At 49.6% G+C, this 17,056-nt stretch carries 15 protein-coding genes; all 15 read right to left on the bottom strand.

Features of this window, described 5'->3' with window-relative positions; genetic code table 11:
* Positions 1-29: 29 nt before the first annotated feature.
* Positions 30-1,169 carry a glycosyltransferase gene (locus P9J64_05725; protein ID MDG5467823.1) on the bottom strand — a complete coding sequence of 380 codons (1,140 nt, stop codon included), beginning with the start codon at positions 1,167-1,169 and terminating at the stop codon, positions 30-32.
* Positions 1,156-1,896, bottom strand: a complete 741-nt coding sequence (locus tag P9J64_05720; GenBank protein ID MDG5467822.1) for a methyltransferase domain-containing protein — start codon at positions 1,894-1,896, stop codon at positions 1,156-1,158. The genes P9J64_05725 and P9J64_05720 overlap by 14 nt, the downstream gene beginning before the upstream one ends.
* Complete coding sequence (locus P9J64_05715) at positions 1,896-2,675, bottom strand: class I SAM-dependent methyltransferase (protein MDG5467821.1); 780 nt, start codon at positions 2,673-2,675, stop codon at positions 1,896-1,898. The genes P9J64_05720 and P9J64_05715 overlap by 1 nt, the downstream gene beginning before the upstream one ends.
* Positions 2,676-2,688: 13 nt before the next feature.
* Positions 2,689-3,303 carry a winged helix-turn-helix transcriptional regulator gene (locus tag P9J64_05710; protein ID MDG5467820.1) on the bottom strand — a complete coding sequence of 205 codons (615 nt, stop codon included), beginning with the start codon at positions 3,301-3,303 and terminating at the stop codon, positions 2,689-2,691.
* A 210-nt stretch (positions 3,304-3,513) separates the two neighbouring features.
* Positions 3,514-3,897: a GxxExxY protein gene (locus tag P9J64_05705; protein ID MDG5467819.1), complete on the bottom strand. Its 384-nt coding sequence runs from the start codon at positions 3,895-3,897 to the stop codon at positions 3,514-3,516.
* A gap of 156 nt (positions 3,898-4,053) precedes the next feature.
* The gene (gene asnB, locus P9J64_05700) at positions 4,054-5,883 is read right to left on the bottom strand and encodes an asparagine synthase (glutamine-hydrolyzing) (GenBank protein ID MDG5467818.1); all 1,830 of its coding nucleotides are present in this window, start codon (positions 5,881-5,883) and stop codon (positions 4,054-4,056) included.
* A gap of 2 nt (positions 5,884-5,885) precedes the next feature.
* Complete coding sequence (locus P9J64_05695; protein MDG5467817.1) at positions 5,886-7,049, bottom strand: glycosyltransferase family 4 protein; 1,164 nt, start codon at positions 7,047-7,049, stop codon at positions 5,886-5,888.
* Between the two features lie 172 nt (positions 7,050-7,221).
* Positions 7,222-8,163 (bottom strand): glycosyltransferase family 2 protein, encoded by a 942-nt coding sequence (locus P9J64_05690; GenBank protein ID MDG5467816.1) that lies wholly within the window; start codon positions 8,161-8,163, stop codon positions 7,222-7,224.
* Between the two features lie 121 nt (positions 8,164-8,284).
* The gene (locus P9J64_05685; protein MDG5467815.1) at positions 8,285-10,600 is read right to left on the bottom strand and encodes a hypothetical protein; all 2,316 of its coding nucleotides are present in this window, start codon (positions 10,598-10,600) and stop codon (positions 8,285-8,287) included.
* 568 nt (positions 10,601-11,168) lie between these two features.
* Positions 11,169-11,750, bottom strand: coding sequence for a cytochrome c3 family protein (locus P9J64_05680; GenBank protein ID MDG5467814.1), 582 nt, complete (start codon positions 11,748-11,750; stop codon positions 11,169-11,171).
* A gap of 234 nt (positions 11,751-11,984) precedes the next feature.
* Entirely contained in the window at positions 11,985-13,028 is a 1,044-nt protein-coding gene (locus P9J64_05675; protein ID MDG5467813.1) for a hypothetical protein, read from the bottom strand.
* Between the two features lie 151 nt (positions 13,029-13,179).
* Positions 13,180-14,163 carry a cytochrome c3 family protein gene (locus P9J64_05670; GenBank protein ID MDG5467812.1) on the bottom strand — a complete coding sequence of 328 codons (984 nt, stop codon included), beginning with the start codon at positions 14,161-14,163 and terminating at the stop codon, positions 13,180-13,182.
* Positions 14,156-15,343, bottom strand: a complete 1,188-nt coding sequence (locus P9J64_05665; protein MDG5467811.1) for a 6-bladed beta-propeller — start codon at positions 15,341-15,343, stop codon at positions 14,156-14,158. The genes P9J64_05670 and P9J64_05665 overlap by 8 nt, the downstream gene beginning before the upstream one ends.
* Positions 15,340-16,374, bottom strand: coding sequence for a cytochrome c3 family protein (locus tag P9J64_05660; GenBank protein ID MDG5467810.1), 1,035 nt, complete (start codon positions 16,372-16,374; stop codon positions 15,340-15,342). Before P9J64_05660 ends, P9J64_05665 begins: the two co-directional genes overlap by 4 nt.
* A 365-nt stretch (positions 16,375-16,739) precedes the next feature.
* On the bottom strand, positions 16,740-17,056 hold a 317-nt coding region (gene ccsA, locus P9J64_05655), incomplete at its 5' end, for a cytochrome c biogenesis protein CcsA (GenBank protein MDG5467809.1).

Raw genomic sequence — 17,056 nt, 5'->3', positions numbered from 1 at the left:
CCTTCTCTGGATTTGCAAGGTTCCTGGTTTCATACACCCTCTTCCAGGTAAAGTGATTCAATTCGGGAAATCGCGGTGTTGCGATCGAACCTGTCCCTGACCAACTGTTTTGCCCTGGCAGCCATTGGTTTGGCCAACGCCTCCATATTCTCCATCAAGTTGACAATCCCTTGAGCCAAAGCTTTTGAGTCCCCAGGAGGGACGAGAAGACCGTTGAGTTTATCTTCGATGATTTCAACGACACCACCTGTTGCGGAGGCCACGACCGGCAAGCCCGCAGCCATCGCCTCCAATACGACCAGGCCAAAAGGTTCGTACACGGAAGGCAGGACAAAAATATCGAAAACCGGATAAACCCTCTCTACTTCGGGAACAAACCCCGGGAAGCGGAACGCATGATCGATATCGAGAGCCTGCACCATCTGTTTAAGAGGTAAAAACTCTTCTCCAGAACCAACAACAACAAAAACAGTTTTGGGTGCCCCGGCTAAAATCTCAGCAGCAGCCTCCACAAAATAACGATAGCCTTTTTGAGAACTCAATCGGCCGACTGCACCCACCACAAATGCACTTTCTGGAATCTGCAATATCAGGCGTAATTCCCTGCGGTCACTTGGGTCGGGGGAAAATCGGCCAACATCAATCCAGTTGTGGCAGATTGTAACTTTTTGCTCGGGGATTTTTTTATAATCGATATTAAAAGCAGCGATCGCTTCTGAAACAGCCAGAACCTGATCGGTACAACTCATGAGCATTCGATCTAAGGGATAAAGTACAAGTTTAGCAGCCCATTTTCTTTTACGCAGGTACTCATCACCACTGTGGTCATGACTTAAGATTTTTTTTGCTCCGCCAAAAAAACCTGCGAGCACTCCTAAAAATCGCGAAGCAGTAAGGTGGGTATGCACCACGTCCACACGCTCTCTACGAATCAGCCTGACCAAACTCAACATCTTGAATGGGTTGTATTTCCCTCCGGAAAGATTCACGATCCTTGCCCCGGAATTCGCTAAAGCATCGGCAAAGGCTTCAGGTTTTCGCAAAGGGGCAATGAACACCTCAAACCTATTTTTATCCAGGCCCTTAACTAAATCAATCAGCAGAGTCTGCGCACCACCGGGATCAAAGTTATCGATGAGCATCAGAATTTTACACTTAGCTTCTATCATCTGGTTTCCGTTGCTGAAAAACTCTATTTTTTTCAGCGAGGCAAACATAATTTAGAGCGTAAATTTTATTCTTTTCTATTAGACGGTCCAATGACGTAACTAGCCGACACCAAATGGAATTTAACGCCAACACAAGACGATGCACGACAGGGATGCCAAAAGTTGAATTCACCATGACCGTGGAAGGTATGTGACCTAAAAATGACAAAAGACCTCCTGCTGGAACAATGTATTTATCCTGAAATCCTGCCCTGGCTAAGAGGAAACGTAGTCCATGCGGCGTATAGCGGTAATAATCGTGGGGCTCATTGTGTAACCACGACAGGTGCGGAACCGTGAGAATCAGATATCCGCCCGGTTTCAGTACTCGCTGAAACTCCTTTAAAGCTGCCTCGGGCTGTGGTACATGCTCCAAAACCTGCGAACTGAAAACCGCATCGAAAGTCTCATCAACGAAGGGGAGCTTTTGCGCATCCCCAACAACATCGGTCGACGGTGTCGCTGAAACATCCATACCGACATAACTTTCAGCAAATCCGTCCAATAACTCCCGGTAGGCCCCACGGCCGGCTCCAGCGTCCAGGACTCGACCCCGGCAACAGCTTTCAATTGCTGGCTTTAGTGACTGCAACAACGACAGCCCTGCCGGTGACAAGAAAAAATACTCGCGACTACCGGCATAGTAATCGGAGGCGGCACGACCGCGCTCTTTCAACAAACGGTACATTAAGCGTTATTTCTCCGAAAGATGAACTCATTGCAGCCGGTCGGGAGGCGGCAAGGAGAAAAGCTTTCAAGGGAAAACCCCTTGAGCTTCAAAACATTCTCCAGCTCTTGCCGTGAAGCATACTCATAAGGGTAGCCGCCGACCCAATCGACGACATTGTAATAAAAATCCATTCCCCGGCTCATGCGAAAAGGGTTCTTTCCAGTGACAAGGAACTTTGCCAGCATGATTACCGGATAAAACAGACCAATCATGATTTTTTGCAAAACTACCGGCACATGGCAATAGAACCACTTGATCCAAAGCCAGGGCAAAGAACTCCAGTGCCGATTATAGATCGCCAGGACCAGGAGTCCATCAGGTTTAACGAACCTGCAAACATTGTTGATGGCGCTCGCCATATCACCGGTATGGTGCAGTACTCCCCAGGAATGGACGATATCAAACTGTCGACCTTGCAACTTAGCCAAGTCAGCCTGGTTCAACACTGAACCCACAATCGTCTCGATATCTTCCTCGACACCAAGGACCTGCTTGTTCCTCTCAACAACCTGGGCACACTTCGGGTTGATATCCAGACCCGTGACTATTGCCCCCTCTTGATAAGCAATCAAAAGGCTCAAACCTTGACCGAAGCCGACATCTAAAAAGGTTTTCCCTGTAAGGTCGACATCTGCCATCAATTCGCGGAAATGTTGCCGAGCCTGTTCGATATGGAGGTCATCAAGGCGACTCGTGGAGAAATCCTGCCAGTTCTGGCCAAAATCAAATTGCTTCAATTATGTCTCGCTTTCACATGTCACCATTTAGTAAAGCAGGCGGCGCATAGATATCATGTTGCCAGCCATGCTCGCGTAGTTTTTTCCTTAAGTCAGCACCGCGCTTAAGAGTCGTCAGGACGATTTCTCCAGAGATATCACTCCAGTTTTCCGGAAACGAACGAATCGGCTGGCCGAACAGTTCCCGGCGCTCATAGCTCTCGTCGATCACAGACGACAACTTGAGCCCGGCTTCCTGCAACGACATATAGGCGATTTCCGCCACCTCATCTACACCGCAGAACACCACCTCCACAACGCCATCGGCTTTGAGTTGCCGGAACAGCTCCAGATATTCCTGACGGGTGATGGTGTAGAGATTGGTGAAGTAGTTAAGGTGATGTAGTGCGAGGCGGCTTTTTTCGGCAAAACCTTTAGGAGTAAGCAGGTAGGCATAGCGGTTGCGCGGGTAATTCTTAACCCGCACATAGCCTTTGGAAACAAAATTCTTCAGATAGGAGTTGACCAGACCGACAGCAACCCCGAGACGCCCGGCCAGCTCCCGCTGGGAAACCGTCGAACCCTCTTCGAGTTCTGTCATCAACTGCAGGGTACGGAATGATTCCTGATCGGTGGATTTATTGTTCATATTATGAACGCTACAACAAAGACTCCATATAAATCAAGGGTATTTATGTTTCTTGTTCATTTTTTGAACGGCCATTGTGATCAAGCTAAAACAAAAACCTTTGTTTAGCCGCGATCAAAATCTATGAAAATCTATAAGGGCAAAAAGCATGACCTTGTGTTTGGGGTAAACCATAGACCTAGATAGACCTTCATCGCGGCAAACTGGTCTTTAAATGCCGTTTGCTACTCGCCTGATCTTGACCTTCTCTTCGCCAAAATTGATGAGCAATGCAAGCTTTTTCCCTGTGGCCTTCAGATAATTCTGGCATTGCGCAAAGTGAATATTCTCAATTGCCCTAACAGCCTTCAACTCGACGACGATATCGTTCTCAACAAGCATGTCAGCAAAATACTCGCCAACGACCTCGCCTGCATAACGAACCTTGATTGGTTTCTGTGTTTCGACATTCAGACCAGACGCGACAAGTTCTATGGCCAGTGAATTCTCGTAAACCTTTTCGAGAAAGCCACACCCCAGAGTACCGCCAACCTTGTATGCACTACCGACAATCACTTCGGCCAATGCATCATAATACACTTTATCTCTAACCATCTTCCCCTCCTGAGCACACAAAACAAAAGCAACAATCTATATTTAGCCGCTATCAGAATCTATGAAAATCTATGTGGCCAAAGAGCATGACCTTGTGTTTGGATTTAACCATAGATCTTGATAGACCTTCATCGCGGCCAAATTGTCTTTTTCCCATCAAGACCAGACACCAAAACGCCGCTGCCAAAGCCCCAAAGCCGCAACACTCCAGAATTGCCGCCGGTAATATTGGTCATTCAAAGGTTTGCGTGCCAATTCCTGCAGAAAATCAGGACGGAACAGCCCCTGTTCAGCAACTTGTTCAGGCTCAAAAAATCCTTTGACCTGTTTGCCCATCGGCCCTTTCATCCACTGCTCCAAAGGAACAGTGAATCCTGTCTTTTTGCGCGTCCGGATCCGTTCTGGCAATCGCCCCTGCATGACCTTGCGCAGCAGGACCTTCTCCTGATTCCACTTAAGTTTATATCGAGACGGAATCCGGGCGCAGAGCTCCACCAACTTGTGATCGAGATATGGCACTCGGGCTTCAACACCGTGCGCCATGGTCATCTTGTCGTTCTTGAGCAGCAGGTCATCGGGCAGCCAGGTATGGAAATCGAGGTTGAGTAGCTGACTCAAGCCATCCAACCCGGGAGAAAAGAAGGACTTGACGATCAACTCCGCAGCATTGCCTCCTGCAAGCACCTGGTTATTCAGCAATTGAGAGAGCTCGCCACCTGAATAGACAGCAGCTAAATTGAGATAGGCCCGGGCTCGATCCCGTTCACCGATTGAAGCAAAAGCCCGTTGCAGAGTGATATTGTTTGCCATGCGGCCCCCCACGTGGCAAAGAGATGTTGGCAACATATTCGCCGCCTTGCGGCTCATGAGAAAAGCCCGGTACTTGGGATAACCGGCAAGAATTTCATCAGCACCTTCACCGGACAAGGCGACAGTTACATGCGGCTTGGTTTCACGTGCCATGAGATAAGTAGGGAGTGTTGCCAAGTCAGCCAAGGGTTCATCAAGGTGGTAAATAACCTTATCAAGCAGATCGCCCGTTTCCTCTTCTGCTGAGAGTTGATGATGATTGCAGTTGAACTGCGCAGCAACCTCTTTGGCATAGGGGGATTCGTCGAATTTCTGGTCGCGAAAGCCAACCGAGAAGGTCTCTACCGGCGAGCTAGACAGGCCACTCATCCCGGCGACGATCAAGCTTGAATCAAGACCACCCGAGAGGTAGGCGCCAAGAGGCACATCGCTGATCATGCGCAGACGAACCGATTCTTCAAAGGTTTCCCAGAACTGTTCTTTCCATGCGGTTTCACTTGGCCCCTCATCCGGCTCGAATTCGAGCTGCCAATAGCGATTGATCTGCGCAGGTTGACCTTTTTTCAGAGTCATGCTGTGTCCGGGAAGAAGCTTGTTAACTCCATCGAACAGAGTCGGTTCACCCGGCGTATAACGGAAAGTCAGGAATAGCGGCAGGGCCTCACGGTTGAGACGACGCGGGAAATCCGGGATTTCAAGCAGTGCCTTGATTTCGGAGGCAAAGTAGAAAGTCCCCCGGTGTTCTGTATAGTAGAGTGGCTTGATGCCAACTCTATCCCGGGCGATCAAGAGCTCACGGCGAACATTATCCCACAGGGCAAAAGCGAACATCCCACGCAACCGTTGCAGACAGTCGGCGCCCCACTGTCGATAAGCGCGCAACAGGACCTCGGTATCACTATGGGTCGAGAAACGGTGGCCGAGTTTTTCTAGATCACCACGCATTTCCTGGAAATTGTAGATCTCGCCGTTAAAGACCAGCACATCGCCTTCGGGCGAAAACATCGGCTGATGGCCACCAGCCAGGTCGATGATCGACAGGCGACGATGGGCCAAACCGAAACCATCACCGACGTGAATTCCGGAATCATCTGGGCCACGGTGGACAATAGCCTCTGACATAGCCTGCAACACGTCTTCGTTGCCTGGTCCCAGGTATCCGCAAAGGCCACACATAGCTATAATCCGTGGCGCGCGGCGCGTGGCGCGTGGCTGGAGTCGAGCAAATCATGGTAAACATTGAGATAACTTTTGGCCACGGCAGCCCAGGAGTAGTATTGGGCAATCTCGCGTGAGACTTGTCCCATGTCTGTCAGCTTTTCTGGATTCAACAAAAGGGCAGTGACCCCTTCTGCCAAAGCAGTGGGGTCGCCGTAGGGTGCCAGCAATGCGTTGTCCCGGAGCAGCTCTTCGCGCCCTCCCTCACCGGATGCGATAACCGGCAAACCGCAAGCCATAGCTTCGAGCACGGTATTGCTCATCCCTTCATAAAATGACGGTTGCACAAAGAGCTCGGCCTTTTGGTAAAACTCAGGCAGTTGCTCGTGGGGAACATAGCCCAAAAAATCAACATGCTCATGCACTCCCAGTGCAACACACTGTGCAGCCAGTTCGTCCAACAAGTTCCCCTCGCCCACGACCTGAAGACTGACATCTGGGAAGCTGGCGACAATCGCAGGCATCGCCCCGATCAAATGCTGGACGCCCTTGCGTTCGACCAGGCGGGAGACACACAAAATCCGTTGCGGCACCCTCGTGCCAGCGGTCGCCGGCTTAAACTGCTGAGTATCAATGCCATTCGGAATGACTCCGATGGAAAGCTTCGGCATGAACTTGTTGGCCAAAACTTTAAGTCCCTGGCTATTAGCGATAACCGAGGAGGCCTGCTGCCAGATATGGCGAAAAAGCGGTTTCAGAAAAACATACTGGAACGCAAAACGGGGATTAAAACCAGGGACATCAGAGCCACGCAAGGACAGTACGTAGGGGACCTGAGCTCTGTACCACCAGGCGACTAACCCGGATGGAAAACCGAAAAAAGCATGGCAGACATCATAATCATGTTGGCTGACAAGCTCTCGAACTTTTCGATGCGCCTGCCGCAACCATGATAAAACCTCACGCTGTGTCCAGAAATGCAGTTCCCGCTTACCCACCGCAAGCCGATGCAAAGTGATATTCTCCGCAAAGCTCTCAACCTGGTCCTGCTTGTCAAGAGTGCTGGTGACACAATCAACAACAAAGTCCGGGTTGTTCGCATACTGCTGGAATAGATAGGCGTTGGCGTTGGCACCTCCGCCTCCGATCGGCGGAAATTCATAATTGAGAAAAAGTATGCGCATCGACTCGCTAAGTCAGGGGTGAGAGAGTGTAGTGTTGTTTATATTTTAGCGCTGGGAAAAAATGAGTTTATTGATGTTTTATAGCCAACTCAATAAATGTCAGGAGAATGATACACGCTCAATGAATACTTGGCAAACACCATCAATGCAGCGCAGTCAAGGTCAAACAAGCTCAGAAGTTCAGTTTATCGCGGACAACATAGACAGGCTTATTTTGTGCCTCGTGATAGGTTCGGGTCACCAGTTCAGCAACCAGCCCCAACACCAGGAATTGAACACCACTGAAGAGCAGGAAGGCAGTGAGAACCATTAAGGGGTTACGGTTCATAGACAAACCTTCAAACATCTTCATATAAAGGGTCGTCAAGCCGCTCACTCCACCCAGCAGGAAAGTCCATACTCCCCAACGGCCAAACAGCTGCATAGGGCGGGTCGAATATTTAAGCAGGAATTTAACGGTGACCAGATCCAGAACGACCCGCAAGGTTCGATCGATACCGTACTTGCTGGCCCCGGCCACACGCGGCCTGTGGTTCACGGTTATTTCTGCGACCTTGGCACCAAACTGGCTGGCCAGGGCAGGCACAAAACGGTGCAACTCACCGTAGAGGTTAATTCCGGACAAAACCTCTCGCCGATAAGCCTTGAGGCTGCAGCCATAATCGCGAAGTGACACATCGGTCATACGTGAAATCAGTGCATTGGCAAGAATCGAGGGGATTTTTCGGAAGAAGAAATTATCTTTGCGGTCTTTGCGCCAACCGGAGACAACATCGTAGCCTTCATCCAGTTTTTTCAGGAGACGGGGGATATCCCGGGGATCATTCTGCAGATCGCCGTCCATGGGAACAATCACCTCTCCCTGGGCGTGGTCAAAGCCTGCAGCCATCGCAGCCGTCTGGCCAAAGTTACGCCGGAGAAGGATCACTTTTGTGGATTTTGATTCAGAGGCTAATTCTTCGAGCAGAGCGGGGGAGCAATCGGTGCTGCCGTCATCAACCAGGAGCAGTTCATAGCTCAGGCCGGTTTCGACCAGAGCCGCCCGCACCTCATCGACCAGGACACGCAGATTCTCTTTTTCATTAAAAATCGGAACCACCACGGAAATCTTAATCTGAAGGTTATTCATATCAAGCTTCTTTCGATAAAGAGATGTTAGGTACCGATGTTAAGCGATTTCTACCAGGGAAGCGATCAAAAAGAATAATTGAAGGGGCACAACTTGGAGGCGCGATTCAAAAGGTTTTTATGACCTTTGCCTCAAACAAATGTTCTGTTCGTTTATCATAGTTACCATCGTCCAACTTACCAAGGGCATAAGAGTAACGAGTTTCACACGTCAATCTGGAAAAAGTAAGTCTGGCCAAAACGCTTAATGCTATTTGATCAATCCCTAGCTGGTCGTATGTTTCATAATAAATATCTCCGCCGAGCTCGAAATATGACATGGGATAATAAGTGGCTCCAAGCAACAATTTGAGATAGCTCGCAGTATTGAAATCGCTGGAATACTTTTCGTACTCGAATTGCTGGTATAGCCTTCCCAAGGCCCTTCTACGACCAGTCCTTGAGAACAAGGAATATTCACTCTCTTCAAAGAATGATCCTTGGTAAACCTTACCGTTATCTGTGTCCTTCAGGGCGAATTTAAAGTTCGCCTTGCTCTTGAAATTCCGACTGCTGAAATATTCCACTTTTGTACTGTGGCCCAGAATATAATTCACATCACGAGTATCCAGACCTCCAGCTGTTGAGTTTGAGAAAGACCTGGCTGAGCTCGATTGACTCACCGTTATATCAGGAGGATCATCACCCACATAAACCCCATTCATCATCTCAAGCCGCCAATTACGGGATCGGTAGGTCAGGAAATCCACCAGAGAGGAATCTCTTTTATCTTCAGCCCCGCCATAATAAACCTGGTTCGATAATACCAGTCGGTTTTTCAGCTTTGCCCCCCAAAGTGATTCAAGGCTAAGGGTCGTCTCTGAAGCGTAAAGGGCCTCCTCAGAAGCGATTGGTCCCACGTTATCGAAGGTAACATCATACCCCTTGGGTGAGATATAAATTGTCGAGTAGCCGGAACCGTTTGCGGTTGCGTGGCGGAAGTTCTGCCTGAGCTCTAAAGTGTTGCGTGGTGATAAGGCCCACTGGGAGGATCCATAGAGCTCATGCTCAAAGATATCTCCCGTGCCACCAGTAGCCTCGTAGTCACCATCAGTATGGACAAAGACCGCAGTATAACCCAACAACCAAGGGTTCGCGACACCATAAGACCTTGTTTGGCTGATCTCCTGGCGAAGTCGAGCAGCAAACGCTTCTGTAGGAATTTGCTTGCTCCTCTCCAGCTCCAGCGTCGATGCGAAAGTGTAAGTGCTCCTCTGATTATTGAAGCGTGCTGCGAGGTATTCACCTTCTTCATCCACACCAACAAAATTTGTGTTGTACCAGTCTTCCTGATCAGCATACCTGCGGAGCTGAAGACTCCAGGACCGCTTATGATCAATCACACCCCGGGCGAAAACAGGTATTTCATAACGTCTTTCAAATTTGTCTGAATCCCTCAATCGACTGTAGTTATTAAATACGGAAACGTGATTTTTCCCATAATCGGCCTGACTATAGAGATTTAAAGAAAAGACCTTAGGGTCATATGCTGTTTCAAGAGTCTCTTCGCTCTCTTCTTCCGTATAACTGGCATCGACAGAAAGTTTGATCCAGTTGGTCATATTAATCCACTGGCGGGCAAGATTCTGATTGATAGTGCCAATGAGAATCGTTTTTGTATACGTATTATTCCTGCTATCGAGGTAATCTTTATAGTCAGATGCGCGAAAATGGAACCAATTGTCTTTCTTATTCAAGGAGACAAAAGCCAAGTCACGCTCCAGGCTATGAACTTTGTTGAGAGTGTCAAGGTCGCGGATAAAAGTCTGGCTGTAGTCGACATAAGCGCGGGGCAAGCTGCTAAGGAGCTTACGATATTTGCCTAGATATGAACCGTTGCGAATACCTGCCATCAAAGTAAATCCGGAGACCACCTCTTCACGAGTTCGCGTGCCGGTGATCAGGGTTCGGTCCAAAACACCTCGAGTCCGAGCGTAATTAGATATTGGAGCCTGGTTATCATAGCTGAAGGCGTGAAAACGGAACGGCAAAGCTCCAGGGGCGATGGTTATATCGCCGTTGAAAAGAAACTTGCCATCGGAGTTTTCGAGATCGAAATCCTCAGTTCCGTGGCTTGTATCAAGAGTCGCGGACGTAGACGCCCATTGATAGCCCAGTCCGAAATTATACTTACCCAACCTCTGATCGCCGACAAAACCAGACTTGCTATAGTAGAGAGAGTAATTTTGGGAAAAAGAGGAAAAGTCACTTACCTTTTCGCCATCCTCTTTGGCAGAGTAGTCTGTGTAAAGCAATGCAACTTCACCGGATATCCGCGCCTCCGCTGTGGAGGCAAGACAAGTCAGAACCATAACAACCAACAGACACAACTGTGCCAGCTTAGTTTGGTTAACTGACAATTGATATTTGAGGTTTATTACCATTCTCGCCATCACATCGAAACACGGGCATAAAAAAAACATAACCATCTTTGTACTCAATACAAAAACAAGCAATTTTTATACCAAGCAGAAAGTGCGCTAACTACCCTCCCGAACATGGAGACAGTGGCCCAAAGACACGAAAACAACAATAAGATCGCCAAGCGAAAAGACCAGACATCCCGCGATTACACAAAGTGCAAACGCAACCCGCTCCCCAGAAAGCATCGAGCAGGAAAAGTCCGCTCATACATAAGGGGGCGATACGAATACCACAAAGAAAACAAAGCCCCCACAAAGAGAGCCGAGAAATCGATTATTTTTTTACTTTAAAGGGTTGTAAAGCCGAGAAAATCGACCCTGAAACTTTTACATCAGGACCTTCCCAGAAAAGACGTCGAGTCCCTTGATACCGGCAGCGCTTATCCCACAAGGATTTTGCTTTAAACTTTTTAACACAATTGTGGCTGGCCTGTTAATTTATTCGCACCATCCGACTCGAAAAAAAAGGGGGACGGCAAGCCGTCCCCCTCAGGATCACAAAAGAGATGCGATCAAAGTACTCAAAGTCTTACTTGTTGTGGCAGTCCAAGCACAGAGCTGAGTTGGTGTTGGTCATGATCAGGAACGGTGCGTTGGTGTTGTTGTGTACGTCGTGGCAGCTAGAGCACCATACGTCGTTGCCAGCGCCAAACAGAGGAGCGTTAGCAGGAGTAGCGTTAATCTCAAGACCAGCAGTCGTGATGTCGAAACCGACAGGATGGTCGTTAGAGAGGTCTGTGCCGAGGTCAGCATTGGCGTTCAGAGTCAGGCCAGCTGGGTTGTAAGTCTTGCTGTTCGGGGTGTTGGTGATGACAAGAGTGTCAATTGTAGCCGAGTCATGGCAAGAGAGACAGAGAGGAGCGTCAGAAGTACCGGAACCTGGGGTCGCGTCCATGCTGATGCTGCTGTACTGCTGGGTTACTGCTGGGCCATTACCACGGTTCCACAGAGGAGCCTGAGTACCGCCACTGTGAGGAGTGTGACAGAAAGCACAAATCTCGTCGACGCCTGTGCCACGACCGGACAGGTCATGAGCTGTGTTCTGGATACCAGCGAAAGCTGAAGTTGCCGCCAGGGTTACCAGTGCTACCATTACAATAATCTTCTTCATTTTCCTACCTCCGTTAATTTGGGGCTCATCCCCGGTTTGAATTGAGACAGAGAGTTTTTAGTCTCTCCATCTTAAACTTGTTTGTCCTGCTGGACATGATTTCCTATACTAGCAAGAGCAATGCCAAAACAACCAAACGCCTATTTTTCGGCACTGTGCATTTGCACAGTCGCCTTTTGCGTTTCAGTCTTAGCCATAAAACCAGCCACACCTAAGCCATATCACCAATAACGCTTATTGCTGCTTAGCGGCCTCTTTAACGCGCTGCTTGTAGGCCTCTGACAGGTACTGCCATACGGTGACGCGACCCAACATCAAATCCCCAATATAGACGCGATCCTGGCTGTCAACGTAAATGCCTGTTGGCACCGTAAAGCCAAGTTTGTGATCGGAGGTTACTGACCCCCCAATCATCAACAGAAGCTGCCCTGCTTCAGGATCGAAAACTCGAAAACTTGGCTTACGGGAATCGGTTACGTACAAATGGCCCTCGCTATCAAACGCCAGGTCCTTGGGGGCTTCCAACTGGTGGTTAAATGTGCCACGCTCTCCAAATTGTCTTATAAACTCGCCATCGGCACTGAGCACCTGGATCCTGGCATTCAGGGAGTCAGCGACAAACAGCTGCCCGGAGGAGTCAAACTCGAGGCCCTGGGGGACATGAAAGGCTCCACCCTCTACACCTCTCTGACCGAACTTGAACAGAAGCTCTCCCTCCAGGCTGAACACCTTGATATCATTAGCCAGCGGATCACTGACATAAAGCCGGCCCAAATCATCATTGACCGTGAGGAATGAAGCCTTCTTGAACACATCCTCGCTGCCAATGGTGCGCACCAAGGAGCCCTCAGGTGAAAACACCAGAACCTCTTTAGCGGCGGCATCGCTGACATAGACTTGCCCCTGCCGGTCGACATCAACATCGATCGGATTACGGAAGGCATAACTTGTAAAATTCTCGATTGTTTGGTTTGCCAGGTCCAGAACTCTGAGCTTCTGGCCGGCGAGATCACAGACCAGAAGGCGGTCGTCCGCGTCCCCCCCCACACCCATCACACCGGCAAAAAATCCCCCGCTCACCCCGCCTTCACCAATCATAAACTGGGAGAACTTGCCCCTGAAATCGGCGACTGAGGCGTATGTCCCCACCCACTCAAATCTTGCGGTCTCCGGTGGAACGGGATAGACAACCTTTTCCTGAATTGCCGCCGAACAGCCAAACAGGCTGAACAAGAGCACCGCCATAATAAGTTTTCTAATCAATCCTTTGTCTTGCATTCTAGACTCCTTAATAAAAAAATAACGCTGCAAGCTACAATCCGCGTTTAAACCAGCAACCCAATGAAATCAGCAGAAACAAAGCTTAGCGACTTTCAGAATTCTGCCGAGACGCGATCCTTCAATCAACTTATTGTGGACCCAGGCCCTGTTATTTCCTGTGGCACTCGGCGCAGAGCTGCATAGGCGATTGTACATCGCCGACGAAATATTTTGCATACGCCCCTCCATGCGGGTTATGACAACTACTGCAGTTTAATTTTTTTTGCGGTTCTCTTGGATTTTCAGGCCCCTGCAAAGGATGGGCTCTAGAAGAGCTCATACCGCTTGCCACATGTGGCTTACCGATCAAACTTGCATGACACTCCAGACAACCCTGGTTCAATTCTGAGGTCAACTGTGCAGGGTGATCACTGGCATGAGGATCGTGACAGATGACACACATCGAAGCATCAACAGGCCCATGCAACAGGGGCAGCGAACGCTGTTCTTCATGACACTCCAGGCACAGGGCCCCTTCATCAAGTCTAAGAGCGTACTTTGCCGGCCGGCTCTCCGCATCATGGCAGTAGGAACAATCATAAACACCCGCAGGTCCATGGACATGAGCTTTCGCCAGCATTCGCGCATGACAACTGGCACAAGGATTATTTATAGTCGGGTTTTGCAGTTGATTTACAGAGGGCTGCATATTATGACAAGCTGCACAGACGTCCTCTCGCTCTGCCAGATGAAAAATTTCCCTGCGGTAGCCAGTCGGCGGGGACTCGGTCTCATCAGCAAGATAATAAACGCTGGCATTGGAAGACGCCACTTTTTTGCCCTGAAGATAACCCTCGACGGTAATTTTATTTTCTCCTGGATCAAAGAGGGGCTCGACCACCAGCTTATCCGCATAAAGGCTTCGATACGCATCAGGGCTCAAATCGATCAGGTCACTCCTGACACCATCGATCTCAATCAGCATGCCGTCAAGAAGCTGTTCCCCACCGCCCTGTATAATCAAATAATTGGATTTGGTGACATAGGTGCCATCCCGGGGATAAAGAATCTCCAGGGCCCAGACTCTGGAAAAGTCTCCCATCAAGGACAGCAGAAAGATAAGCAGCATCGCAGGCTTCAAGAAGTTAGTCATTACTTTTCTCCGATGGACTTGACACCGGGGCAAAGGGGGTACGCGGTTGCTGCCTTAAGGCCGGAGGCAAATAAATCTCCTCATCACGAACCGGATGCCCCTGGAGATAGTCTTCTGTCAAATATTGAAAGCGCTGCACCATTCTGTTGATCCCGTCAACGACCAGAACCTCGCCTGCTGCATCGACGGCAACACCACGCGGTGCAAAAAAACCACCCGGAGTTATCTCACCACTTTGCCGTGAGTATGTTTTATCCCCAAGGCTGAGCAAAAAAGCGCCCTGGTGGTCAAACACTACAACCTTATGAGCAAGGCCATCTGTGATGTATACCTGACCGTGAGGACTCACGGCCAACCCTTTTGGCAAACGGAACGAACCCGCGGCGGTACCCAGCTCCCCGAATTCACGCTTAAACTGCAAGGCGTCATCAAGCACCTGCACCCTGTAATTCAGGGCATCAAGCACAAAGACATTGCCTGCTTCGTCAAAGCTAACATCCGTTGGGAAGTTAAACTGGCCAGGGCCTGCTCCCCGCTCGCCAATCTTGTAAAGCAGATTTCCCCATAGATCAAAAAAAGCGATGTTATGCTCCACGACATCAGTCACACAGAACCGCTTGCCTCGTTCATCCAATGAGATGCCGAGCGGATGTCCAAGAATTGATTTGCCGCCAAAAGTCTCGACATACTTTTCGTCAGCACCAAACTTGAAAATTTCCCCCCTCAGTGAGTCAACCACGAGAACAGCCCCCGACTCATCACCAACGACACCCATAGGCAGGGAAAAAGCAAAGGGCGAACCTTCGTTGCCCATGAGCTCACGAACGACCCCTTTTTTCAGATCAAGAATTTTCACCTTACGCGCAACCGTGTCTGAAACCGCAAGTCGCCCCCCTGTGAGGGTAGCAATATAATAAGGTGACTGAAACAGTTCAAACGGGGGATATTCACCCAGAACCGCAGACTCGACCCATCCTGGCCCATGAACTTCCAGATCTTTATCCGACTGATAAAAACCGAGGTACTCGATTTTTGGCTCAACCCCATCCACAGGAAGAGGCCAAAAGAACCTTTGCTTTACTACCCCTTCTACAGGAGCACAACCCGCGAGCAAGAGACTCGCAAGTAAGCCGTAAAAGAGCAAACAGCTGAGACATTTAAAGTTTTTTTCGACACTCATAGATTACCGAATTTCTTGTTTCGAATATACGTTTTGGGATTATGGCATCCGACATAGCAGGTCGAACGTTCACCATCACTAATCCAGGTTAGAGGAATGGCCCAGCGGCCAAACCCTGGGGACTTCGCCACCAAGAGCTTATCCTGAACGGCACCATGAACACCATGGCACGCCTTACAAACCCTACCCTTACTTTTCCTGTTAACATGAAAATAGTGCAGGTTGTCATTATGGTTACGAAACGCGGTCGCCTCCGAAGTGAGCTCGTAAGTGAAGGCCGTCTCGTCGTGACAGCGAAAGCAGAGCCCAAAGTTCTCTTTTTTGTAAGACGTGTAAAACTCTTCAGGGTAATACTCCTGCAAAAAAGGCCTATATTCTGAGGCATGTGGCGTATGGCAATCCCAGCAAAAACCATTAACGACCGGCTCATGCTGGGAAACCGCATTATCCATGATGGCCTGGATACCGGAGTGACAGCCCAGACAATTACCATTGCCTGGCTGATTCAACATGGCAAGGTTATCTCCGCCATGAATGCCGTGACACATCTTGCAGTTCATCGCCCTGACCGGCCCGTGAATATATTTACCATCATCGACGTCTTCATGGCAAAGCAGGCAGAGCTGGCCGCCTGATTGAACAACGAGCTGCGGCAACCCTCCCTGGTGCGGGCTATGGCAACCGGTACAACCTTCGGCAACGGCGGAATGGGGATAGGCCATCCCCGCCGCCGGGTTTTCATGACACTGAAAACAGAGACCTGGCTCCTCTTCAAGCAAGACGATGGAACCCGCGCCGGGATGTGGCTGATCCGTCGTGCCGTGACAAATCAGGCAATCACCTTCGGCAACCGGCGCATGGACATATTTCGCTCGACCAAGATCTGCGTGACATTCAGCGGTCAGACAAGTCTCCGCTGACCCTGACCCGGCCCAAAGCACAAAACTTTTACCTGCCGTTTCGACAGCAAAGCCAGGCCGTGCCAAAGCACATAGAAGTATTGTCAGGGTGCAGAGCAGTCCGAAACGCATCTCTTATCAATTCCCATTAGCCGGATAAACTTATAAGAAGTCAAACAATCATTATCGCCCTTTGACGGTACCCAATCAGTGAGATACCCTAATTAAGAGGCTCACTTTTCAGGGGTTAACTTGCCAAAGGTGCTAAAGAAAAGCACGTAACCGCATTGCACACAAAGAGCTAACCTCTGCACATATGCAAGTTTTCTGCCTTGTTAGACCAAACTTAAATCGGGGGACAGAACACAATGTCCATCCCCCGATGACAAACTTGTTGATACGAATATTTACCCGCGAGGATTTTGGAAAATTAACGTCAAGATTCCAATACCATCATCACGGCATGAGGGTCACCCAACGACTCCGGATAGTCCCAATTAACCGCCGTAAGAGTGTAGCCCGGAAAGCACCAGGTTCACACCAAGGTAGCAGAAGATGGTGGCGGCGAAGCCGAAGATCGACAGCCAGGCCACGCGACGACCCACCCAGCCACGGGTAAAGCGGGCGTGCAGGAAGGCAGCATAGATAAACCAGACGATCAGGCTCCAGGTCTCTTTCGGGTCCCAGCTCCAGTAAGTGCCCCAGGCATAGTTGGCCCAGGCAGCGCCGGTGATGATACCTAGGGTCAGCATCGGGAAACCGATCATGATCGCCTTGTAGTTCAAATCGTCCAGGATCTTGGTGCTGGGGAACA

The sequence above is a fragment of the Deltaproteobacteria bacterium IMCC39524 genome (assembly GCA_029667085.1).
GTDB lineage: Bacteria > Desulfobacterota > Desulfuromonadia > Desulfuromonadales > BM103 > M0040.
Note: the sequence above shows the minus strand (reverse complement) of the source record. Positions and strands in the feature narration are given on the sequence as shown.